This window comes from Streptomyces sp. NPDC059002 (genome assembly GCF_042740435.1).
GTDB lineage: Bacteria > Actinomycetota > Actinomycetes > Streptomycetales > Streptomycetaceae > Streptomyces.
On the sequence record NZ_JBHYJI010000060.1, the window covers coordinates 1 to 21882 of the forward strand.

Consider the following 21882-nt stretch of genomic DNA (forward strand, 5'->3'; position numbering starts at 1 on the left):
CTCCGAAGGCCGGTAACCCCGTTGCGGGGCTACGTAGAAAGTAATGGGGGGGGGCTGGTCGCGCAGTTCCCCGCGCCCCTGAGGGGCGCGGCCCTCTATTCCACCGTCACCGACTTCGCCAGGTTCCGCGGCTTGTCGATGTCCCTGCCCAGGGCCAACGCCGTGTGGTACGCGAGGAGTTGGAGCGGGATGCCCATCAGGATCGGGTCCAGTTCGTCCTCGTTCTTGGGCACCACGATCGTCTGGTCGGCCTTCTCCTGCTCCTGGTGCGCGACCGCGAGGATCTTGCCGCTGCGGGCCTTGATCTCCTCTAGGGCCGCGCGGTTCTTCTCCAGGAGGTCGTCGTCGGGGACGATCGCGACCGTGGGGAGCGCGGGCTCGATGAGGGCGAGCGGGCCGTGCTTCAGCTCGGACGCGGGGTAGGCCTCGGCGTGGATGTACGAGACCTCCTTGAGCTTGAGCGAGGCCTCGCGGGCGACGGGGTAGCCGCGTACGCGTCCGATGAAGAGCATCGAGCGGGCGTCCGCGTACTTCTTGGCGATCTTCTTGATCTCGTCCTCCTGCTTGAGGATGTCCGAGATCTGGCCGGGGAGCCTGCGCAGACCCTCGATGATCCGCTTGCCGTCGGTGACCGACAGGTCGCGGATGCGGCCCAGGTGCAGGGCGAGCAGGGCGAAGGCGACCGTGGTGTTGGTGAAGCACTTGGTCGAGACGACGCAGACCTCGGGGCCCGCGTGGACGTACACGCCCGCGTCGGCCTCGCGGGCGATGGCCGAGCCGACGACGTTCACCACGCCGAGGACGCGGGCGCCCTTGCGCTTGAGCTCCTGGACGGCGGCGAGCACGTCGTACGTCTCGCCGGACTGGGAGACCGCGATGTAGAGGGTGTCGGGGTCCACGACCGGGTTGCGGTAGCGGAACTCGGACGCGGGCTCCGCGTCGGCGGGGATGCGGGCCAGCTCCTCGATCATCTGGGCGCCGATCATGCCCGCGTGGTACGAGGTGCCGCAGCCGAGGATCTTGACGCGGCGCACCTTGCGGGCGTCGTGCGCGTCGAGGTTGAGGCCGCCGAGGTGCACGGTGGAGAAGCGGTCGTCGATGCGGCCGCGCAGGACGCGGTCGACCGCGTCGGGCTGCTCGAAGATCTCCTTGTGCATGTACGTGTCGTGGCCGCCCATGTCGTACGACTCGGCCTCCCACTCCACGGTGGTCGGCGAGGCGGTCGTGCGGGAGCCCTCGGTGGTGTAGGTGCGGTAGTCGTCGGCCTTGATGGTGGCCATCTCGCCGTCGTCGAGCGTGACGACCTGGCGGGTGTGCGAGACGAGCGCGGCGACGTCCGAGGCGACGAACATCTCCTTCTCGCCGATGCCGAGGACGACCGGGGAGCCGTTGCGGGCGACGACGATGCGGTCGTTGAAGTCGGCGTGCAGGACGGCGATGCCGTACGTGCCCTCGATGTGGCGCAGGGCCTCGCGGACCTTCTCCTCCAGGGTGTCGGCCTGGGAGCGGGCGACGAGGTGGGTGAGGACCTCGGTGTCCGTCTCGGAGAGGAACTCGACGCCGTCGGCGGTGAGCTTGGCGCGCAGCTCGGAGGCGTTGTCGATGATGCCGTTGTGGACGACGGCGACCTTGCCGTCCTGGGACAGGTGCGGGTGGGCGTTCTCGTCGGAGGGGGCGCCGTGGGTGGCCCAGCGGGTGTGGGCGATGCCGGTCGTGCCCTTGAAGCGGGCGGGGACCTTGGCCTCCAGGTCGCGGACGCGGCCCTTGGCCTTGACCGTCTTCAGGCCGGTGGCCTTGGGGCTGGTGACGGCGATGCCCGCGGAGTCGTAGCCGCGGTACTCCAGGCGCTGGAGGCCTTCGAGGAGCAGCGGGGCGACATCGCGCTTGCCGATATATCCGACGATTCCGCACATAGAGGGTGTCCTAGTCGTAGAGGGTGGTCGTGATCCTGCGGCGCCGGGCGTCCGCGGCCTAGCCGTAGACGATGCGGCGCAGCTGTCTCAGCGTGAGCTCGGGCGGTGCCACCGCGCGGTACGCGAGATCGGCCGAGATGCGCTCGAAGATCGCCGCGTTCAGCAGGCCCTGACCCTGCAGTTCGCGGTGGCGGCGACGGACGAACTCCTCGGTCGTCTCGTCGAAGTAGGCGAGCACGTCCTGGATGACCCGCAGCGCTTCGCCCCGCTGGAGCGGGGTGCTGCGGGTGAGGTGGTCCACCAGGTCGTCGTGCATTCGTTGATCCTGGGGGATCGGATGCCCTTTCGCAAGAATCCTGCCCGGAATCGGGCACGGGTGGCCTACATTCGGCGGAGGACCGCCTGTTTCGCCGTGCTGAACTCGTCGTCCGTGAGGATTCCGGCCTGGTGGAGCTCGCCCAGCTCGCGCAGCCGGCGCAGCAGGGCGTCGTGGTCCTCGGCCGGGGCCTGGGGGGCCGGGCCCGCCGGCACGGCCGGGGGCGAGTCCGCCTGAGCCGCCGCGGCGGCGGCCGAAGGGTGCGGAAGCCGGGCCTGGACCGCCGCGGCGACCAGCGCCATCAGCGGGTCCTTCTTGAAGCCCCACAGCTCGACCGAGTTCGGGTCGTACTTCGGCGGGGCCTTGGTCGGGGCGTTCTTCACGGTGAACCGGAGGTAGCCGTTCTCCAGGCCGACCGCGGGCTGCCACTCCACCGCCGCGATGTCGTCGAGGGTGAGCGAGCGGGTCCCGGCCGCGGACTTGGCGTCCTCCGTCTTCCAGTTCCACTCCAGCCGGACGTTCTCCCCGTCGAAGCTCGCCGTGCCGTCGCCCGCCGACACCGACAGGGGCACGGAAGGGCCGGACAGGAGGTAGTCCGGGCAGGAGGCGGCGGGTACCTGTTCGATCAGGTGGGCGTTGCGCACCTCGTCGACCAGATACTCCGCGACGCCGTACCTGTCCGGGTCCACGGTGAGCTGATACGGGTCCGCGCCGCCCGTGAGCTTGCCGCCCGTCGCCTGGAGCAGCGGGTCCGCGCCGTCACGCAGGCGCAGCCTCAACCGGCCCGACTTCTTGCCCTGTTCGAAGGCGATGCCCGCCAACGCCGTCAGCGGTACGGCCAGTTCGCCCAGCGTCTTGCGCAGCAGGGACACATTCTTGTCGTGGCCCGGCACGAGGCGCAGCGTCTCTCCGTCGAAGGTCCAGGTCCCGTCGCGCTGGATGATTTCCGCCATGGGGGAATTCTCGCATTGGCCGTCCCGCGGCCCGGTGCCGCGGTGGACCGCGGAACTGGTCTACACCCCTTGACCCTTTGTAGGGGGCGCGGTCCCATGGTGACCGTTCGATTGCGATGACCCACAGTTGCGTCGGCCCGTCGAAGGGACCCGCTTGTGAGACACATTCAAAGATCGACTCGTCTGCTCGGCTCGCTGCTGCTCGTCGCCGCGGCCGGTATCTCATCCATGGCGGCCCTGCCGGCCGGTGACCGTGAGGAGAAGGCCACGTCCGCGACTCCGCTCGGCCAGATCGTGCCGGTGCCCGCCAAGGTCGACGCGGGCGGCCCCGCGTACGAGATCACGTCGAAGACCCGCATCCGGGTCCAGGACGACTCGCGCCAGGCGCGCAGGATCGGCGACTACCTCGCGGGGCTGCTGCGTCCCGCCACCGGGTTCAAGCTGGGCGTCACCGACGACGAGGGCCGTGACGGCATCCGGCTGCGCCTCGGTTCCGACGACAAGAGCCTGGGCGACGAGGGCTACCGCCTCGAATCCAGGCGCGGCTCCCTCACCATCACGGCCCGGGGGGCCGCGGGACTCTTCCACGGCGTGCAGACCCTGCGCCAGCAACTGCCGGGCCAGATCGAGCGGAAGACCCGGCAGGCCGGGCCCTGGCTCGTCGCGGGCGGCACCATCGAGGACACCCCGCGCTACGGCTACCGCTCCACCATGCTCGACGTCTCGCGGCACTTCTTCACCGTCGACCAGGTCAAGCGCTACATCGACCAGGCGGCGCTCTACAAGATGAACACGCTGCATCTGCACCTCAGCGACGACCAGGGCTGGCGCATCGCCATCGACTCCTGGCCGCGCCTCGCCACTTATGGCGGGTCCACGCAGGTCGGCGGCGGCAAGGGCGGCTACTACACGAAGGCGCAGTACAAGGAGATCGTCGCGTACGCCGCCTCGCGCCATCTGGAGGTCGTCCCGGAGATCGACATGCCGGGGCACACCAACGCCGCGCTCGCCTCGTACGCCGAACTGAACTGCAACGGCGTCGCGCCGCCGCTCTACACCGGCACCGAGGTCGGGTTCAGCTCGCTGTGCGTGAAGAAGGACGTCACGTACGACTTCGTGGACGACGTGATCCGTGAGCTGGCCGCCCTCACGCCCGGCAGGTACCTCCACATCGGCGGCGACGAGGCGCACTCCACCAGTCACGAGGACTTCGTCGCGTTCATGGACAAGGTGCAGCCGGTGGTCGCCAAGTACGGCAAGACGGTGATGGGCTGGCACCAGCTGACCGGCGCCACGCCCGCCAAGGGTGCCGTCGCGCAGTACTGGGGCTACGACAAGACCGGCGCGGCCGAGCGCGAGCAGGTCGTGAACGCCGCGAAGAACGGCACCAGGCTGGTCCTCTCCCCGGCCGACCGCTCCTACCTCGACCACAAGTACACCAAGGACACCCCGCTCGGGCTCTCCTGGGCGGGCTACGTCGAGGTCCAGCGGTCCTACGACTGGGACCCGGGGACGTATCTCCAGGGCGCGCCCGCCGACTCGATCATGGGTGTCGAGGCGCCGCTGTGGTCGGAGACCCTCTCCACCTCCGCGCATCTCGACTACATGGCGTTCCCGCGGCTTCCCGGGATCGCCGAGCTCGGCTGGTCGCCCGCGGCCACGCACGACTGGGACGCGTACAAGGTGCGGCTCGCCGCGCAGGCCCCGCGCTGGGACGCGCTCGGCATCGGCTACTACAAGTCGCCGCAGGTGCCGTGGCCCGCGCAGTAGCACGTACGTAGATGGGGCTCAGGAGGACCGTCTCCTGAGCCCCATCGGTCTTATGCGATCGGGTTCTTGAGCGTCCCGATCAGCTGCAGTGCACCCGAGGGGTCCGCCAGGTCCACCATCTGCTCGTTGTTGCGCAGCTGGAGCCGGTTGAGGCAGGACAGCGCGAACTCCGGGGCGAACATGTCGTACTGCTTGAACTTGTCGGCCAGTTCGGGCATCGCCTCCTGGTAGGCGGTGACGCACTCCGCGACCGTCCGCCAGAACGTGTCCTCGTCGATGAGGCCCTCGCCGACGAGGTTCGCGGACAGGAAGCGGAAGAAGCAGTCGAAGACGTCCGTGAAGATGGACAGGAGCTTCTTGTCCTCGGGGACCTCCACGCGGATCCGCTCGACGACCGGCGGAAGCACCGCGTCCGGGTCCATCACCGCGATCTCCTCGGCGATGTCCTTGAAGATCGCGCGCTGTACGACGCCGTCCTTCAGGACCAGGATCACGTTCTCGCCGTGCGGCATGAAGACCAGGTCGTACGCGTAGAAGCTGTGCAGCAGCGGCGTCAGGTACGCGTGCAGATAGCGGCGCAGCCACTCGGCGGGGGCGAGGCCCGAGCGCTCGATCAGCGCGCCCGCGAAGGTGCCGCCGTCGCGGTCGACGTGCAGCAGCGAGGCCATGGTGGCCAGTTGCTCGCCCTCGGCGATGCGCTCCACGGGGCTCTCGCGCCACAGGGCGGCGAGCATCTTGCGGTAGGGGGAGTAGCGGTCGGTGGCGGCCTCGTACTCCAGGTGCCGGTAGCCGACGGCGGCGCGCTCGCGGATGATCGTCAAACCGGTGCCGCGCAGCGTCTCGTCGTTCTCGATGACACCGGCGAGCCAGTCGTTGATCGCCGGGGTCGCCTCCATGTACGCCGCCGAAAGGCCGCGCATGAAGCCCATGTTGATGACGGAGAGGGCCGTCTTCACATAGTGCTTGGCGGGTGCGGTGGAGTTGAAGAAGGTGCGGATCGACTGCTGCGCGAGGTACTCGTCGTCGCCCTCGCCGAGGCAGACGAGGTGGCGCTGGGCGACCTCCGCGGCGAACGTCACCGACAGCTTGTTCCACCACTGCCAGGGGTGCGCGGGGATGAGGAGGTACTCCGCGGGCTCCAGGCCCTGGGTGCGCAGGACCCTGTCGAAGCGGTCCAGGGTCGCCTCGCCCAGCTCGGCGCGGAGGAAGGACTCGTAGTCGAGGCCCGCGCCCGCCGTGAACGCCGCCCGGTCCCTGCGCGCCGCCAGCCACACCAGGCGGACGGGGCTCGCGGTCTCGGGGGCGTACGAGAGGTACTCGTGCACGCCGAAGCCGAGCCGTCCGTTGTTGGCGACGAAGCAGGGATGGCCCTCCGTCATGCCCGTCTCGATCTCCTGGAAGCCGGAGCGGGAGAGCTCGGCGGCGGGGATCGCGGGCTTGGTGAGCTTGTAGCAGATGCCGGAGAGCGTGGAGGAGATCTCCTCCAGGTAGACCGGGAGCATCGCGTCGCTCAGGCCGAGCGCGCCGCGCAGTTCGGTGAAGAACTCCAGGGAGTTGAGCGGGAGTTCGGTGCCGTCGCGGTGGCGGGTGATCGACTCGGCGTCGATCTGCCAGTGGTCCAGGCGCAGCACGCGGGCGCTGAAGCGGTAGCGGGTGAGGGCGTCGTCGCTGCGGATGACGTACCCGCCGTCGCCGAGCGGCTCGGGGGTGAGCAGCCGTTCGTGGGCGAACTCGGCGAGCGCTTTGCGGATGAGCAGACGGTTGGCCGTGGCCCAGCGCTCCGGGGTCAGGTGCGCCACGGTGTCGGACAGGGTCATATCGCCAATTCCCTTTCACGTACTGCTGCTTCGAACTGCGCCCGGGTGCAGAAGCTCAGCAGGGCTTCCTTCTCCGGCTTCTGGATGACGGTCTCGGGCCGGAACCCGACGGCTTCGTTGAGGGCGTGCACCGCGGTGTTGCGCACGTCGGGCTCGACCACGACCCGCTCGGTCGCCGGGTCGGCGAACAGCTCCCGCATCACCGCGGTGATCACGCCGCGCGTGAAGCCGGGGATGCGGACGTCGGAGGGTGCGGTGAGGAAGTGCATGCCGACGTCGCCGGGCAACGGGTCGTACAGGCCGACGAGTTCGACGTACGCCGGGTCGTAGCGCTCCATCAGGAAGGAGGGCACGCCCTTGTGCAGGCCGAGGAACGCGTCGTGGTGCCCGGCGGCGGCGATCGCCATGTACTCGCGCTCGACGTCGGGCAGCGTGGCGCCCTGCATCAGCCAGAACGCGGCCTTGGGGTGGGTGACCCAGCCGTGCACGAGTTCGGCGTCGGTCAGGACGTCGAGCGGCCGGAAGGTGAAGTCCCGTGCGGCGGCGGGGAGTTCGTTCGGGTCGGTCATGCGAGGATCCCCTCCGGGGCCGCGAACTCCTGGAACGCGATGGACTTCTCGACCGGGTAGATCTCGCGGCCGAGCAGCTCGCCGACGATGTACGCGTTGCGGTACGCGCCCATGCCGAGGTCGGGGCTGGTGATCGAGTGGGTGTGCACCGAGGCGTTCTGCAGGAAGATGCCGCTCCCGGTGGTGTCGATGCTGTAGTTGCGGGCGACGTCGAAGCGGCCCTGGCCGTCCCAGCGGATGCGGTCGTGCACCGGGGCGAGGAACTCGGGGACCCGGTAGCGGTATCCGGTGGCGAGGATCAGGCCCTGGGTGCGCAGCTCGAAGTCCTTCTCCTGCTCCTCCTGGCGCAGGCCGAGCGTGTACGTCAGCGTCGAGCTGTCGTAACTCGCCCCGCTCAGCGCGGTGTTGGTGAGCAGCCGGGTCTGTACGGGCCCGGTGAGGTTCTTCTGGTAGAGCAGGTCGAAGATCGAGTCGATCAGCGCGCCGTCGATGCCCTTGAAGAGGCCCTTCTGCTGGGTCTCCAGGCGGTAGCGGGTCGGCTCGGGCAGCGCGTGGAAGTAGTCGATGTAGTCCGGAGAGGTCATCTCCAGCGTCAGCTTGGTGTATTCGAGCGGGAAGAAGCGCGGCGAGCGGGTGACCCAGTTGAGCCGGTAGCCGTGTACGTCGATCTCGCTGAGCAGGTCGTAGTAGATCTCGGCGGCGGACTGGCCGCTGCCCACCAGTGTGATCGACTCCTTCTTCTGCAGCTCCCGCTTGCTCTGCAGATAGCGGGAGTTGTGGATCGCGTCGCCGCCGAGACCGTCGCAGGCCTCGGGCAGGTGCGGGGGCGTGCCGGTGCCGAGGACGAGGCGGCGGGCGCGGAAGAACTCACCGGCCGTCGTGCGGACCACATAGACGTCGTCCTCGTACGACACCTCGGCGACCGTCGTGCTGAAGCGGACGGAGGAGAGTTTCGCGGCGGCCCAGCGGCAGTAGTCGTTGTACTCGGTGCGCAGGGGGTAGAAGTTCTCGCGGATGTAGAAGGAGTACAAACGCCCCGATTCCTTCAGGTAGTTGAGGAAGGAGTACGCGGACGTCGGGTCGGCGAGGGTGACCAGGTCCGACATGAACGGGGTCTGGAGGTGGGCGCCCTCCAGGAACATCCCGGAGTGCCACTCGAAGTCCGGCTTGGACTCCAGGAAGAGGCCGTTCAGCTCGTCGAGCGGCTCGGTCAGGCAGGCGAGGCCGAGGTTGAACGGGCCGAGGCCGATCCCGATGAAGTCGAGGGGCTCAGGAAGCGCGGTCAAGGGAGTCTCCCAGGTACTGCTCGGCGTGTCCTGCGATCAGGTCGAGGACGGCGGTGATGTCGTCGGTGGTGGTCTCTGGGTTGAGCAGGGTGAACTTCAGGAACTGGCGCTCGCCCACCTTGGTGCCCGCCACGACCGCGTCGCCGGACGCGAACAGGGCTTTGCGGGCATAGAGGTTGGCGCGGTCGATGGCGGCCGGGTCGCAGATCGCCCCGGGGATGTAGCGGAAGACGAGCGTGGAGAGCTGCGGCTCCACCACGACGTCGTAGCGCGGGTCGGCGGCGAGCAGTTTCCAGCCCTCCGTGGCGAGGTCGCACACCTCGTCGAAGAGGCCGCCGATGCCGTCGGCGCCCATCACGCGCAGCGTCATCCACAGCTTGAGGGCGTCGAAGCGGCGGGTCGTCTGGAGGGACTTGTCGACCTGGTTGGGTATGCGCTCCTGCACCGCGCGGCGCGGGTTGAGGTACTCGGCGTGGTACGTCGCGTGGGACAGCGTGGCCGCGTCGCGCACCAGGACGGCCGAGGAACTCACCGGCTGGAAGAAGGACTTGTGGTAGTCCACGGTCACCGAGTCGGCGTGCTCGATGCCGTCCAGGAGGTGCCGGTTCTTGCGCGAGGCGAGCAGTCCGCAGCCGTACGCGGCGTCGACGTGCAGCCAGGTGCCGTACTGCGCGCACAGCTCGGCGATCTCGGGCAGCGGGTCGATGGAGCCGAAGTCGGTGGTGCCCGCGGTGGCGACGACCGCCATGGGGGAGAGGTCGTCGCGGCGGCAGCGCTCCAGCTCGCGGGCCAGGGCCACGGTCTGCATGCGCTTGTTCTGGTCGGTGGGGATCACCACGACGGCGTCCTCGCCGAGGCCGAGCAGCCGGGCCGCCTTCTGGACGCTGAAGTGGCCGACCTCGGAGGCGAAGATGCGCAGCCGGGTGGGGTCCTGCTCCTTGGCCTCCTCGCGGGCGAGCAGCAGGGCCTGGAGGTTGGACTGGGTGCCGCCGCTGGTGAACACCCCGTCGGCGGCGGGGCCGAGGCCGATGCGCTCGGTGGTCCAGTCGATGAGGCGGCGCTCGATGAGGGTGCCGCCCGCCGACTGGTCCCAGGTGTCGAGGGAGGAGTTGACGGCGGAGAGCACGGCTTCGCCCAGGACGGCGGGGATGACGACCGGGCAGTTGAGGTGGGCGAGATAGCGGGGGTGGTGGAAGTACACCGCGTCGCGCAGATAGAGCTCTTCGAGCTCGTCGAGCGCGGCGACGGTGTCGTGCAGGGGCTCGTCCAGGTCGACGGCCGCGATGCGGGGCGCGAGGTCGTCGGCCGAGATCCCGGTGAACGGGCGGGAGGTGGTGGCGAGTTGGGCCGCCACCCGCTCGACTCCTTCCGTGACGGAGCTGCGGTACCGCTCCGCGGTGGTGTCATTGAGCAGGTGCGAGCGCATGAACTGTCCTCCAGGTGAGGGGACTGGAGCCGCGCCCCCGGGGACAGGAGTGTGGGGAGGCGAGGGCGCGGCGTGGAACTAAGGTTAGCCTAACCTAAGCTCCTGCCTCATTGAACCCCAGGGGTCTCACTGAGTAACAAAAACGGAGCCACCTGGTCCGTTTTGGACGGGGTGACTCCGTTTGTGGCGCGGCCAGTTGGCGGTCAGCTCTTCTTGAGCTTCTTCGCCTTCTCGAGCGCGTCCGCGAGGTCCTCGAGGATCGGCGCGCACTTGTCGTACGAGCAAATGGGCTCGGTGACGCGCGGGATGACCTGTCCGGCCTTGACCGCGGGCAGCTTCTGCCAGGTCGGCTTGGACTTGTCGAGCTCGGCGGGCTGGAGCGCGGAGGTGCGGTTGTCCATCATGATGAGGTCCGCGTCGTACTGGTCGACGTTCTCCCAGCTGAGGTTCTCGAACCAGCCGCCGGACTCCTTCTTGGCCTTCTCCGGCGGCTCGATGATGTTCACGCCGAGCGCCTTGAAGTACTCCAGGTCGATCGAGAGGTTCGAGCCGGAGACATAGAAGAGGTCCTGGCTCGCGGAGCCGACGAGGACCTTGATGTCCTTGCGCGTCCTGGCGACCTTGCGCAGCCGCTCGGACGCCGCCTCGAAGCGCTTCTTCGCCTTGACGACCTTGTCCGACTTCACATCCGCGCCGAGCGACTCGGCGAGCTCCTGGATGCGCTGCAGCGGGTGGGTCAGCTGGCGGTCGTAGACGCTGATGCCGACGCTCGGGGCGAGCTTGAGGACCTTGTCCTTGCTCTCCTCGGGGACGTACCAGAGGGTGCCCTGGCCGTCGAACATCGTGGAGATCAGCACGTCGGGGGCGAGGCCCGCGTACTTCTCGATGTTGAACTGGCCCCATTCGTTGCCGATGACCGTCAGCTTGCTGATGTCCATGTCGCCGGCCTGGACGTCGGGCTTGCCGTCCTTGGTCTTCGTCGGGCCGAAGACGCCCTTGACCTCGATGCCGTAGTCGAAGAGGGCGGCGGCGACACCGGTGAAGGCGACGATGTTCTTCGGCGTCGCGTCCTTCTTGGCGGTCTGGCCGCGATCGTCCTTGAAGCTCCAGGGGCCCGACTTGCCCGCGTTGCCCCCGGTCTTCCCCGACCCGTCCTTTTTCTCGTCGCCGCAGGCCGCGAGGACGGCGGTGAGGCCGAGGGCGCCACCGGCGGCGAGGATGCCGCGGCGGGAAGGCTGGGAGAGGCGGGCCTTGGGCATGAAGGTCTCTGCTTTCGTGACGTACGGCGGCCGGGGCCGCTGGCCGGAAGTAGAGCTTAGGCTAGCCTAAGCTCACTCGAAGTCCAGCGGCCCCTCACGTCACGCTCGCCCCGCCGGGGGCGCACTGCTCGCCTTGCCGGGACTCAGTCACGCGCCCTGCCGGGGCCCGCCACGCGCCTTGCCGGGACTCAGCCCGCGAAACCCAGCTCGCGCGCGATCAGCATGCGCTGCACCTCGCTGGTGCCCTCGCCGATCTCCAGGATCTTGGAGTCGCGCCACATCCGGGCCACCGGGTACTCGTTCATGAAGCCGTACCCACCGTGGATCTGGGTGGCCTCGCGGGCGTTGTCCACCGCGACCGTCGACGAGTACAGCTTGGCGATGGCCGCCTCCTTCTTGAACGGCTCGCCCGCGACCAGGCGCGACGCCGCGTCGTGCCAGCCGACCCGGGCCATGTGCGCCCGCGTCTCCATGTCGGCGATCTTGAACTGGATGGCCTGGTTCGCGCCGATCGGCCTGCCGAAGGCGTGCCGCTCCTTGGCGTACTTCACGGACTCGTCCACACAGCCCTGGGCGAGCCCGGTGGCGAGCGCGGAGATGGCGACGCGGCCCTCGTCCAGGATGCGCAGGAACTGGGCGTAGCCGCGGCCCTCCTCGCCGAGCAGGTTCGCCGCGGGGACCCGGACGTCGGAGAAGGACAGCTCGCGGGTGTCCGAGGCGTTCCAGCCGACCTTCGAGTACGGCGCCGCGACCGTGAACCCGGGCGTCCCCGACGGCACGATGATCGCGGAGATCCGCGGGCGGCCGTCCTCCTTGCGGCCGGTGACGGCGGTGACCGTGACCAGGCCCGTGATGTCCGTGCCGGAGTTGGTGATGAAGCACTTGGAGCCGTTGATCACCCACTCGTCGCCGTCGCGCACCGCCGTCGTGCGCGTGCCGCCCGCGTCCGAGCCGCCGTCCGGCTCGGTCAGGCCGAACGCGCCGAGGATCTCGCCCGAGCACAGCCGCGGCAGCCACTCCCGCTTCTGCTCCTCCGTGCCGAAGAGGTGCAGCGGCATCGCGCCGAGGGAGACGCCCGCCTCCAGGGTGATCGCGACGGACGAGTCGACGCGGGCGAGCTCTTCGAGGGCGATGCCGAGCGCGAGATAGTCGCCGCCCATCCCGCCGTACTCCTCGGGGAAGGGCAGGCCGAACAGGCCCATGCGGCCCATCTCGCGGACGATCTCGTACGGGAATTCATGCCGCTCGTAGAAGTCGCCGATCTTCGGGGCGACCACGTCGTGCGCGAACGCCTCGACGGTGCGGCGCAGTTCCTCGTGCTCGGGGCTCAGACGGTGGTCCATCGTTCTTCACTGCTCCTGGTGGGTCAGGGCGCGGACGGTGCGGGACGGGCTGGGTCGGCCCAACTGGTCGGCCATCCACGCGCTGGTGGCGCTGAGGCGGCCGAGGTCGACCCCGGTGTCGATGCCGAGGCCGTGCAGCATCCACACGAGGTCTTCGGTGGCGAGATTGCCGGTGGCGCTCTTCGCGTACGGGCAGCCGCCGAGGCCGCCCGCGGACGCGTCCACCGTCGTCACGCCGTGCTGCAGGGCAGCGAGGGTGTTGGCGAGCGCCTGGCCGTACGTGTCGTGGAAGTGCACGCCGATGCGGTCCGTCGGCACGCCCTCCTCGTTCAACTCGGCGAGCAGGGACTGCACATGGCCCGGCGTCGCCACGCCGATCGTGTCGCCGAGGCTCAGCTCGTCGCAGCCCATGCCGAGCAGGGCGCGGCAGACGCGGACGACCTGCGCGACGGGCACGGGCCCCTCCCACGGGTCGCCGAAGCACATCGAGAGGTAGCCGCGGACGTGCAGCCGGTGCTCCCGCGCGCGGGAGACCACCGGGTCGAACATCGCGAGCGCCTCGTCCACCGTGCGGTTCAGGTTGGCCTTGGCGAAGGACTCGGTGGCGCTGGCGAAGACGGCGACCCGGTGCGCGCCGAGCGCGAGGGCGCGGTCGAGGCCGCGTTCGTTCGGCACGAGGACCGGCAGGTGCACGCCCTGGAGGTCGCCGAGCAGCGGGAACAGCTGTTCCGCGTCGGCCAGTTGGGGCACCCACTTGGGGTGCACGAAGCTGGTCGCCTCGACGGTGGTCAGGCCCGCGTCGGCGAGGCGGTGGATGAACTCCGCCTTGATCTCCGTGGGGACGACGCCCTTCTCGTTCTGCAGGCCGTCGCGCGCGCCCACCTCGTGGATGCGGATGCGGGGCGGCAGGTCCTGGGCGGGGACGGCCATGGGGAGTCCTGCGGCGGTCATGACGCCTCCTGCGGGTCGGCCTCGGTCTCGTGGGGCTCGACCACGGCCAGGACCTGGTCCATGGCGACCGTGGCGCCCGGGGCGACGTCCAGCTCGGTGACGGTGCCGGCGTGCGGGGCGGAGATGACGTGCTCCATCTTCATCGCCTCGACCACCAACAGGCTCTGGCCCGCGGTCACCTGGTCGCCGGGGGAGACCTTCACGACCGTGACGGTGCCCGGCATGGGGGCGGTGAGCGCGTCGGCCCCGGCGTGCGCGGCGCCGGTGAGGGAGGCGGCCACGGGGTCGTGGTCCTGCACGTGCCAGGCGTCGCCGTCGCGGCCGAGCCAGTCGCCCGCGCGGCGGAAGGTGTGCAGCGTGCCGTCGACGGTGACGCGGACGCGGTCGGGTTCCACGGTGTGCGGGCCGCGGGTGACATGGGTGACCGGGTCGAGCCCCGGCACGCGCAGCCAGTGGGTCAGGGGCGCGGGGGTGCCCCCGAGCCGCCAGCCGCTCGGCACGGAGAACGGGTCGGTCCAGCCGTCCCCCGCCGGGGGCGCGAGCGCGGCCTCGCGGACCGCGGCCGCCGCCTCGTACACCTCGTCGGGCACGCCGTCCGGGACCAGCCCGTCCGCCTCGCGCTCCACCAGGCCGGTGTCCAGATCGCCCGCCACCACGGCCGGGTGGGCCAGGAGCCTGCGCAGGAAGCCCGCGTTCGTCGGCACGCCGAGGGTGACGGTCTCGGCGAGCGCGGCGCGCAGCTTGCGCAGCGCGGTCGCGCGGTCGGGGCCGTACGCGATGACCTTGGAGAGCATCGGGTCGTAGAGGCTGCCGACCTCCGTGCCCCGGCTCAGCCCGGAGTCGGTGCGCACGCCGTCGCCCTGCGGTTCGTGCAGGGAAAGCACCGTGCCGCCGGACGGCAGGAAGCCGCGGGAGGGGTCCTCCGCGCAGATGCGGGCCTCCACCGCGTGACCGGTGAGGGTGATGTCCTCCTGCCCGAAGGGCAGTTGTTCGCCCGCCGCCACGCGCAGCTGCCACTCCACCAGGTCGAGCCCCGTGATCAGTTCCGTGACCGGGTGCTCCACCTGGAGGCGGGTGTTCATCTCCATGAAGTAGTACGACGAGGGGTCCTTGCCCGGCACGATGAACTCCACCGTGCCCGCGCCCGCGTACCCGCACGAGCGGGCCGCCTGGACCGCCGCCTCGCCCATCGCCGCGCGCGTGGCCTCGTCCAGGAGGACGCTGGGCGCCTCCTCGATGATCTTCTGGTGGCGGCGCTGGAGCGAGCACTCGCGCTCGCCGAGGTGCACCACGTTCCCCCGGCCGTCCGCGAGGACCTGGATCTCGATGTGCCGGGGGCGGTCGATCCAGCGCTCCACGAGCAGGGTGTCGTCGCCGAAGGAGGCGCGGGCCTCGCGCCGCGCCGCCGCGATCTCGTCGGCGAGCAGCGCCTCGTCCCGCACCAGGCGCATGCCCTTGCCACCGCCGCCCGCGCTCGGCTTGAGCAGCACCGGGGTGCCGATCTCGCGGGCCGCTTCGGCCAGTTGGCCGTCGGTCAGGCCGCTGCCCGACGAGCCGGGGACGACCGGGACCCCGGCCTTCCGCACGGTCTCCTTGGCGCGGATCTTGTCGCCCATGAGGGAGATGGCGTCGGCGGGCGGGCCGATGAAGGTGAGGCCCGCCCCGGCGCAGGCCCTCGCGAACTCGGCGTTCTCCGCGAGGAAGCCGTAGCCCGGGTGGACCGCCTGGGCGCCGGACGTGGCGGCGGCAGCCAGGATGCGCTCGACGGACAGATAGCTCTCGGTGGCCGGTGCGGGACCGATCCGTACGGCCGTGTCCGCCTCGCGCACATGCCGGGCGTCCGCGTCCGCGTCGCTGAAGACGGCGACGGAGCGGACGCCGAGCGCCCGCAGCGTGCGGATGACGCGGACCGCGATCTCGCCGCGGTTGGCGACGAGCACCGTGTCGAACATGGTCCCTCTCCCCGGGGTGGCCCCTTGCTGGAAGTCGCTCATCGTCCGCCCCTCACATCCGGAAGACGCCGAAGCCGGGCTCGCCCAAGGGGGCGCCCGCGCACGCGGTCAGGGCCAGACCGAGCACCTGCCGGGTCTCCAGCGGGTCGATCACGCCGTCGTCCCAGAGGCGGGCCGTGGCGTAGTAGGCATTGCCCTGCTGCTCGTACTGCGCGCGGATCGGGTCCTTGAACGCCTCTTCGTCCTCGGCCGCCCACTCCTCGCCGCGCGCCTCCAACTGGTCGCGCTTGACGGTCGCGAGGACGGACGCGGCCTGCTCGCCGCCCATCACGGAGATCTTGGCGTTCGGCCACATCCACAGGAAGCGGGGGCTGTAGGCCCGGCCGCACATCGAGTAGTTGCCCGCGCCGTACGAACCGCCGACCACGACCGTCAGCTTCGGCACGCGCGTGCAGGCCACGGCCGTGACCATCTTGGCGCCGTGCTTGGCGATGCCGCCCGCCTCATAGTCCCTGCCGACCATGAATCCGGAGATGTTCTGCAGGAACACCAGGGGGATGCCGCGCTGGTCGCACAGCTCGATGAAGTGCGCGCCCTTCTGGGCGGATTCGGCGAACAGGATGCCGTTGTTCGCGACGATCCCGACCGGGTGGCCGTGGATGTGTGCGAAGCCGGTCACCAGGGTCTGGCCGAACTCGGACTTGAACTCGGCGAAGCGCGAGCCGTCGACCACGCGCGCGATGACCTCGCGTACGTCATAGGGGGTGCGGGAATCCGTCGGCACCGCGCCGTACAGCCCCAGGGGGTCGACCTTGGGCTCCTCCACCGGCTCGACGGACCACGGCAGTTCACCGCGCCCGGGGAGCGTGGAGACGATGGTGCGCACGATCCGCAGGGCGTGCGCGTCGTCCTCGGCGAGGTGGTCGGTCACTCCGGAGACGCGCGAGTGCACCTCGCCGCCGCCCAGCTCCTCGGCCGTGACGACCTCGCCGGTGGCGGCCTTCACCAGGGGCGGGCCGCCGAGGAAGATCGTGCCCTGGTTCCGGACGATCACCGCTTCGTCGCTCATCGCGGGGACGTACGCGCCGCCCGCCGTGCAGGAGCCGAGGACGGCGGCGATCTGCGGGATCCCGGCGCCGGACATCCGCGCCTGGTTGTAGAAGATCCGCCCGAAGTGCTCGCGGTCGGGGAAGACGTCGTCCTGCATCGGCAGGAAGGCGCCGCCCGAGTCGACCAGGTAGAGGCACGGGAGGTGGTTCTCCAGGGCCACCTCCTGGGCGCGCAGGTGCTTCTTGACGGTCATGGGGTAGTACGTGCCGCCCTTGACCGTGGCGTCATTGGCGACGATCACGCACGCGCGGCCCGAGACCATGCCGATGCCCGCGATGACCCCGGCCGCCGGGGCGTCCCCTCCATAGAGCCCGTCCGCCGCGAGCGGTGCCAGCTCCAGGAAGGGCGAGCCCGGGTCGAGGAGCGTGTCCACGCGGTCCCGGGGCAGCAGCTTGCCGCGTGCCACATGGCGGGCCCGCGCCCGCTCGCCGCCGCCGAGGCGGGCCGCCGCGAGCTTGGCCCGCAGCTCCTCGGCGAGGGCGGTGTGCGCCGCCTCGTTCGCCCGCCATGCCTCGGACGCGGGATCAGCCGCGCTCGTCAGCACTGGTGCCTGCCGCATCAGTCGAGCCCCCTTGCTCGGTCCACTCGGTCGACCTCTGGATCACTCTGGATCGGTTAATGAGCGTTAACGCGTTTCCTTCAGGTTAACGAGCGCTAACCGCCCTGTCTAGAATCAATTCCATGGCCACGAGAACCGACGCCCCCACCCGCCGTGAGCAGATCCTCAAGGAGGCCGCCCGGCTCTTCGCCGAGCGCGGCTTCCACGGGGTCGGCGTGGACGAGATAGGGGCCGCCGTGGGCATCAGCGGACCCGGCCTCTACCGGCACTTCGCGGGCAAGGACGCGATGCTGGCCGAGCTGCTCGTCGGCATCAGCGGGCAGCTCCTGACGGGCGGCAAGCGGTGCGTGGCGGGCCCCGACAGGTCGCCGGAGCAGGTCCTTGACTCGCTCATCGAGGGGCACATCGACTTCGCTCTCGACGACCGCTCCCTGATCACCCTGCACGACCGGGAGCTGGACCGCCTGCGGGACAGCGACCGCAAGCTGGTCCGCCAGCTCCAGCGGCAGTACGTGGAGATCTGGGTCGACGTGGTGCGCAAGGTCTATCCGGACCTCGCCGAGAGCGCGGCCCGCGTCTCCGTGCACGCGGTCTTCGGACTGTTGAACTCCACTCCGCACCTGAGCAGGCGCGACGCCCTGCCGAGCCGTGCGGCGATGGCGGAACTCCTGCACCGCCTTGCGCGCGGGGCGTTCGCGGCGGCCGCCGGGGAGTGACGCGCATCTCTGGACGCTCTGATGACTCCCGGGTAACCTGTTGACTGAGCAAGCGCTTAGTCGTCGTGGGCAGAGGGAGTTCTCCGTGCGCCGTACCGTTTTCAATGAGGACCACGAGGCGTTCCGGGAGACCCTGCGCGCCTTCATCGAGGCCGAGGTCGTCCCGGTCCACGACGAGTGGTTCGCCGCGGGTGAGGTGCCGCGCGAGTTCTACTACAAGCTCGCCGAGCTCGGCCTCTTCGGCATCAACGTCCCCGAGGAGTTCGGCGGCGCGGGCCTTGAGACGCACAAGTTCGAGGCCGTCCAGTACGAGGAGACCGCGCGCGCGGGCGTCACCTTCGGCGGCTCCGGCGTGCACGTCCTGCTCGCCCTGCCGTACATCAAGATGCTCGCCACCGACGAGCAGAAGAAGCGGTACCTGGAGAAGTTCGTCTCCGCCGAGGAGATGTGGGCCCTCGCGATGACCGAGCCCGGCACCGGCTCCGACCTCGCGGGCATGAAGACCACCGCCAAGCTCTCCGACGACGGCACGCACTACGTCCTCAACGGCTCCAAGACCTTCATCACCGGCGGCGTGCACGCCGACCGCGTGATCGTCTGCGCCCGCACCTCCGCGCCGACCGCCGAGGACCGCCGCCACGGCATCTCGCTCTTCGCCGTCGACACCAAGTCCGAGGGCTACTCCATCGGCCGCAAGCTCGACAAGCTGGGTCTGCGCACCTCCGACACCGCCGAGCTGGCGTTCGTCGACGTGAAGGTCCCCGTCGAGGACCTCCTCGGCGAGGAGAACAAGGGCTTCTACTACCTCGGCAGCAACCTGCCCTCCGAGCGCTGGGGCATCGCCTACGGAGCGTACGCGCAGGCCAAGGCCGCCGTCCGGTTCGCCAAGGAGTACGTCCAGGACCGCACGGTCTTCGGCAAGACGGTCGCCTCCTTCCAGAACACCAAGTTCGAACTGGCCGCCTGCCAGGCCGAGGTGGACGCCGCCGAGGCCGTCGCCGACCGCGCCCTGGAGGCCCTGGATGCGGGCGAGCTGACCGCCGCCGAGGCCGCGTCCGCGAAGCTGTTCAACACCGAGGTCGCGCACCGCGTCATCGACAAGTGCCTCCAGCTGCACGGCGGTTACGGCTTCATGAACGAGTACCCGATCGCCCGCCTGTACGCGGACAACCGCGTCAACCGCATCTACGGCGGCACCAGCGAGGTCATGAAGATGATCATCGCGAAGGACATGGGCCTGTGACCCGGCCCGCAGAGACAGCCCTGTAGAACTGCGTTCATGAACCAGGCACTTGAGGACCTCCTCGATCTGCTCGACCTGGAGCAGATCGAGGAGGACATCTTCCGGGGCGTGAGCCGCCCGTCCATCGTGCCCCGGGTCTTCGGCGGCCAGGTCGCCGCACAGGCCCTGGTGGCCGCCGGGCGCACCGTCCCCGACGCGCGGCCCGCCCACTCCCTGCACGCGTACTTCCTGCGTCCTGGCGACCCCGGCGCGCCCATCGTCTACACCGTCGACCGGATCCGCGACGGCCGCTCCTTCACCACGCGCCGCGTCGTCGCCGTCCAGCACGGGCAGCCGATCTTCCACCTCTCCGCGTCCTTCCAGACGTACGAGGAGGGCCTGGAGCACCAGACCGGCATGCCGGCCGCGCCGGACCCGGAGACGCTGCCCACGGCCGCCGAGATGCTGCCGCGCCATCTGCCGCCGAAGGTCGCCGACCGGCTCATCAAGGCGCGCGGCGCGGTGGACATGCGGTACGCCGACGTGCCTCCGTGGGGCACCGTCGGGGAGCGCCGCGAGCCGCGCTCCCAGGTGTGGTTCCGGGCGGGCGGCAAGCTCGCGGACGACCCCCTGCTGCACGTCTGCCTCGCCACATACGTCTCCGACATGACGCTCCTTGACTCGGTGCTGCTCGCGCACGGCAGGGGCGGCTGGGCGGTCGGCGACGTCGTCGGCGCCTCGCTCGACCACGCCATGTGGTTCCACCGTCCCTTCAGGGCGGACGAATGGCTCCTCTACGACCAGGAGTCGCCGTCGGCCTCCGGCGGGCGCGGCCTCGGACAGGCACGGATCTGGACGCAGGACGGGCGGCTCGCGGTCACCGTCATCCAGGAAGGCGTGGTTCGCGTTCCTCGCTGATCGGACATACCGTCCGATACATGAGTGAGCAACCGTCAGCGGGTGGCACAGGCGGCGGCGAAAGCACCTTCACCGTCCTCGTCGCCGCCGTCGCCAACCTCGGGATCGCGGTGGCCAAAGCCGTCGCCGGTGTCATCAGCGGATCCAGCGCCATGCTCTCCGAAGCGGCGCACTCGGTCGCGGACACCGTCACGGAACTGATGCTGCTCGTCTCCCTGAAGGCCGGTGAGCGGCCCGCCGACGAGGAGCATCCGCTCGGCTACGGAGGCGCCCGCTACATCTGGGCGCTGCTCGCCTCCGTCGCCACGTTCGTCGGCGGCGGCGTCTTCGCCGTGTACGACGGCATCCACACCCTCACGCACGGCGAGGACCCGGGCGACCCGCTCGTCTCGTACATCGTGCTCGGCATCGCCTTCCTCCTGGAGGGCTACTCGCTGCGGACCGGCCTCAAGCAGGCCCGCGACGAGGCGAACCGCTTCGGGGTGCCCCTCAAGCGCTATCTGCGCCACACGCCCGACACCGCGGTCAAGGCCGTCGTGATGGAGGACTCGGCGGCGCTGGTGGGCCTCATGCTCGCCGCGGCCGGACTGCTCGGCGGGCAGCTCACCGGGTCCGGCGTGTGGGACGGCATCGCGTCGCTCTGCATCGGCGTACTGCTCGTGTACGTCGCATGGGTCCTCGGCCGCGCCAACTCCGAACTGCTCATCGGGCGCCCGCTGCCCCAGGAGATGCGGGCCGCGGTCCGGGCCGAACTGCTCGCCGACCCGCACGTCGTGGACGTACTGGAGCTGACCACGCTGCTCCAGGGGCCCAAGGAGGCCCTGGTCGCCGCGAAGGTCGACTTCAGGGACATGTCGAGCGCCGCCGACATCGAGCGGGCCTGCGACCGCATGGCGCACCGCATCCAGGAGCGCTTCCCCGCGGTCCGCCGGGTCTACCTGGACCCGACGCCGGGACCGTCTCAGGAGTCGCCGGAGAGCCCCGCGGCGTCGAGCAGGTAGGCCGTCATCGGGTCGTAGTGGCGCGGGCTCGTGACGTGGTCGTCCAGCGGGACCGTGACCTGCACCGTGCCCTCGGCCTCGGCGATGAACAGCGCCGGGTCGTTGCAGTCCGCGTACCCGACGGAGTCCAGGCCGCGCTGGCCCGCGCGCCCCGCCCAGCCGTGGTCGGCGACGACCAGGTCGGGCTGTGGGCGGCCCTCGCGCTCCAGGCCGTCGAGGATCGCGTTCATCGGCTCGGGGGAGTGCGTGTGCCACAGCGTCGCGCCGCGCTCCAGCATCGCCACGTCGGCGAACTGGAAGACCATGCCCTCGTCGGCCGTCAGGCCCTCGGGGATCACCACGATCTCGCAGCCCGCCGAGCGCAGCGCCGCGGCCGTCGCGCGGTGCACGTCGAGCATCCCTCCGGGGTGGCCGGTGGCGAAAAGCACCCTCTCCTTGCCGGCGGCCGCCTTGCGCAGGCGGGCCGCCATCCGCTCCAGGGCGTCGACCGTCAGCTCCGGGTCGATGGTGTCCTGGCCCTGCCGGTGCTGCGGGTCGTCGATCACGCCGCAGCGCTCCGCCATCACCGCGAGGACGTCCTGCTCGTCGGTCCAGCGCTCGCCGAGCTCCAGGCCGAGCCAGTAGTGGCGGTCGCCGTTCGCGAGCTTCCTGTAGTGGCTGAGGTTGTTCTCGCGAGGGGTGGCGACGTCGCCCGCGATGCGGGTGCGGACGAGGTGGTCGACGAGGGCGGCACGGCTGGGTATGGACATGGCTCTATTGTGCCGTCGCTCGGGCCGCGGGGCCGGGGCGTCCCTCAGGCTG

General features: G+C 70.2%; 18 protein-coding genes. 5 read left to right on the plus strand and 13 right to left on the minus strand.

Features of this window, described 5'->3' with window-relative positions:
• Window positions 1–95: 95 nt before the first annotated feature.
• From glmS to ACFWZ2_RS35325, 3 genes are all read right to left on the minus strand, one after another.
• Window positions 96–1913, minus strand: coding sequence for a glutamine--fructose-6-phosphate transaminase (isomerizing) (gene glmS / locus ACFWZ2_RS35315; RefSeq protein WP_384552819.1), 1818 nt, complete (start codon window positions 1911–1913; stop codon window positions 96–98).
• 58 nt (window positions 1914–1971) lie between these two features.
• The gene (locus tag ACFWZ2_RS35320; protein ID WP_384552820.1) at window positions 1972–2229 is read right to left on the minus strand and encodes a hypothetical protein; all 258 of its coding nucleotides are present in this window, start codon (window positions 2227–2229) and stop codon (window positions 1972–1974) included.
• A gap of 65 nt (window positions 2230–2294) precedes the next feature.
• Complete coding sequence (locus tag ACFWZ2_RS35325) at window positions 2295–3182, minus strand: DUF4429 domain-containing protein (RefSeq protein WP_384552822.1); 888 nt, start codon at window positions 3180–3182, stop codon at window positions 2295–2297.
• Window positions 3183–3410: 228 nt separating this feature from the next.
• Here ACFWZ2_RS35325 and ACFWZ2_RS35330 point away from each other — a divergent pair, with 228 nt between their 5' ends.
• Window positions 3411–4952 (plus strand): beta-N-acetylhexosaminidase, encoded by a 1542-nt coding sequence (locus tag ACFWZ2_RS35330; RefSeq protein WP_384552895.1) that lies wholly within the window; start codon window positions 3411–3413, stop codon window positions 4950–4952.
• 50 nt (window positions 4953–5002) lie between these two features.
• Here the strand turns inward: ACFWZ2_RS35330 and ACFWZ2_RS35335 are convergent, their stop codons facing one another.
• The 9 genes from ACFWZ2_RS35335 to ACFWZ2_RS35375 all read right to left on the minus strand — a co-directional run bounded on the left by ACFWZ2_RS35335 (window position 5003) and on the right by ACFWZ2_RS35375 (window position 17224).
• Window positions 5003–6769: an IucA/IucC family protein gene (locus ACFWZ2_RS35335; RefSeq protein ID WP_384552824.1), complete on the minus strand. Its 1767-nt coding sequence runs from the start codon at window positions 6767–6769 to the stop codon at window positions 5003–5005.
• Window positions 6766–7338, minus strand: a complete 573-nt coding sequence (locus tag ACFWZ2_RS35340; RefSeq protein ID WP_384552826.1) for a GNAT family N-acetyltransferase — start codon at window positions 7336–7338, stop codon at window positions 6766–6768. Before ACFWZ2_RS35340 ends, ACFWZ2_RS35335 begins: the two co-directional genes overlap by 4 nt.
• Window positions 7335–8624 carry a lysine N(6)-hydroxylase/L-ornithine N(5)-oxygenase family protein gene (locus ACFWZ2_RS35345; protein ID WP_384552828.1) on the minus strand — a complete coding sequence of 430 codons (1290 nt, stop codon included), beginning with the start codon at window positions 8622–8624 and terminating at the stop codon, window positions 7335–7337. The genes ACFWZ2_RS35340 and ACFWZ2_RS35345 overlap by 4 nt, the downstream gene beginning before the upstream one ends.
• Complete coding sequence (locus tag ACFWZ2_RS35350) at window positions 8608–10050, minus strand: pyridoxal phosphate-dependent decarboxylase family protein (protein WP_384552830.1); 1443 nt, start codon at window positions 10048–10050, stop codon at window positions 8608–8610. The genes ACFWZ2_RS35345 and ACFWZ2_RS35350 overlap by 17 nt, the downstream gene beginning before the upstream one ends.
• 203 nt (window positions 10051–10253) lie before the next feature.
• On the minus strand, window positions 10254–11309 hold the full coding sequence (locus ACFWZ2_RS35355) for an ABC transporter substrate-binding protein (protein WP_384552832.1): 1056 nt from the start codon (window positions 11307–11309) through the stop codon (window positions 10254–10256).
• 188 nt (window positions 11310–11497) lie between these two features.
• Window positions 11498–12652, minus strand: a complete 1155-nt coding sequence (locus tag ACFWZ2_RS35360; RefSeq protein ID WP_384552834.1) for an acyl-CoA dehydrogenase family protein — start codon at window positions 12650–12652, stop codon at window positions 11498–11500.
• A 6-nt stretch (window positions 12653–12658) separates the two neighbouring features.
• Window positions 12659–13603 carry a hydroxymethylglutaryl-CoA lyase gene (locus ACFWZ2_RS35365; protein ID WP_384552836.1) on the minus strand — a complete coding sequence of 315 codons (945 nt, stop codon included), beginning with the start codon at window positions 13601–13603 and terminating at the stop codon, window positions 12659–12661.
• Entirely contained in the window at window positions 13600–15555 is a 1956-nt protein-coding gene (locus ACFWZ2_RS35370; RefSeq protein WP_384552838.1) for an acetyl/propionyl/methylcrotonyl-CoA carboxylase subunit alpha, read from the minus strand. The genes ACFWZ2_RS35365 and ACFWZ2_RS35370 overlap by 4 nt, the downstream gene beginning before the upstream one ends.
• Before the next feature lie 52 nt (window positions 15556–15607).
• Window positions 15608–17224: a carboxyl transferase domain-containing protein gene (locus ACFWZ2_RS35375; protein ID WP_384552840.1), complete on the minus strand. Its 1617-nt coding sequence runs from the start codon at window positions 17222–17224 to the stop codon at window positions 15608–15610.
• 122 nt (window positions 17225–17346) lie between these two features.
• Between ACFWZ2_RS35375 and ACFWZ2_RS35380 the strand changes: the two genes are divergently transcribed.
• The 4 genes from ACFWZ2_RS35380 to ACFWZ2_RS35395 all read left to right on the plus strand — a co-directional run bounded on the left by ACFWZ2_RS35380 (window position 17347) and on the right by ACFWZ2_RS35395 (window position 21081).
• Window positions 17347–17940 (plus strand): TetR/AcrR family transcriptional regulator, encoded by a 594-nt coding sequence (locus ACFWZ2_RS35380; protein WP_384552841.1) that lies wholly within the window; start codon window positions 17347–17349, stop codon window positions 17938–17940.
• A gap of 85 nt (window positions 17941–18025) precedes the next feature.
• Window positions 18026–19183, plus strand: a complete 1158-nt coding sequence (locus ACFWZ2_RS35385; RefSeq protein WP_384552843.1) for an acyl-CoA dehydrogenase family protein — start codon at window positions 18026–18028, stop codon at window positions 19181–19183.
• Window positions 19184–19219: 36 nt separating this feature from the next.
• The gene (locus tag ACFWZ2_RS35390) at window positions 19220–20080 is read left to right on the plus strand and encodes an acyl-CoA thioesterase (protein ID WP_384552845.1); all 861 of its coding nucleotides are present in this window, start codon (window positions 19220–19222) and stop codon (window positions 20078–20080) included.
• 20 nt (window positions 20081–20100) lie between these two features.
• Window positions 20101–21081, plus strand: a complete 981-nt coding sequence (locus tag ACFWZ2_RS35395) for a cation diffusion facilitator family transporter (RefSeq protein WP_384552847.1) — start codon at window positions 20101–20103, stop codon at window positions 21079–21081.
• Here the strand turns inward: ACFWZ2_RS35395 and ACFWZ2_RS35400 are convergent.
• The gene (locus ACFWZ2_RS35400) at window positions 21042–21830 is read right to left on the minus strand and encodes a phosphatase (RefSeq protein ID WP_384552849.1); all 789 of its coding nucleotides are present in this window, start codon (window positions 21828–21830) and stop codon (window positions 21042–21044) included. The two genes, ACFWZ2_RS35395 and ACFWZ2_RS35400, sit on opposite strands and share 40 nt — an antisense overlap.
• Window positions 21831–21882: the final 52 nt, after the last annotated feature.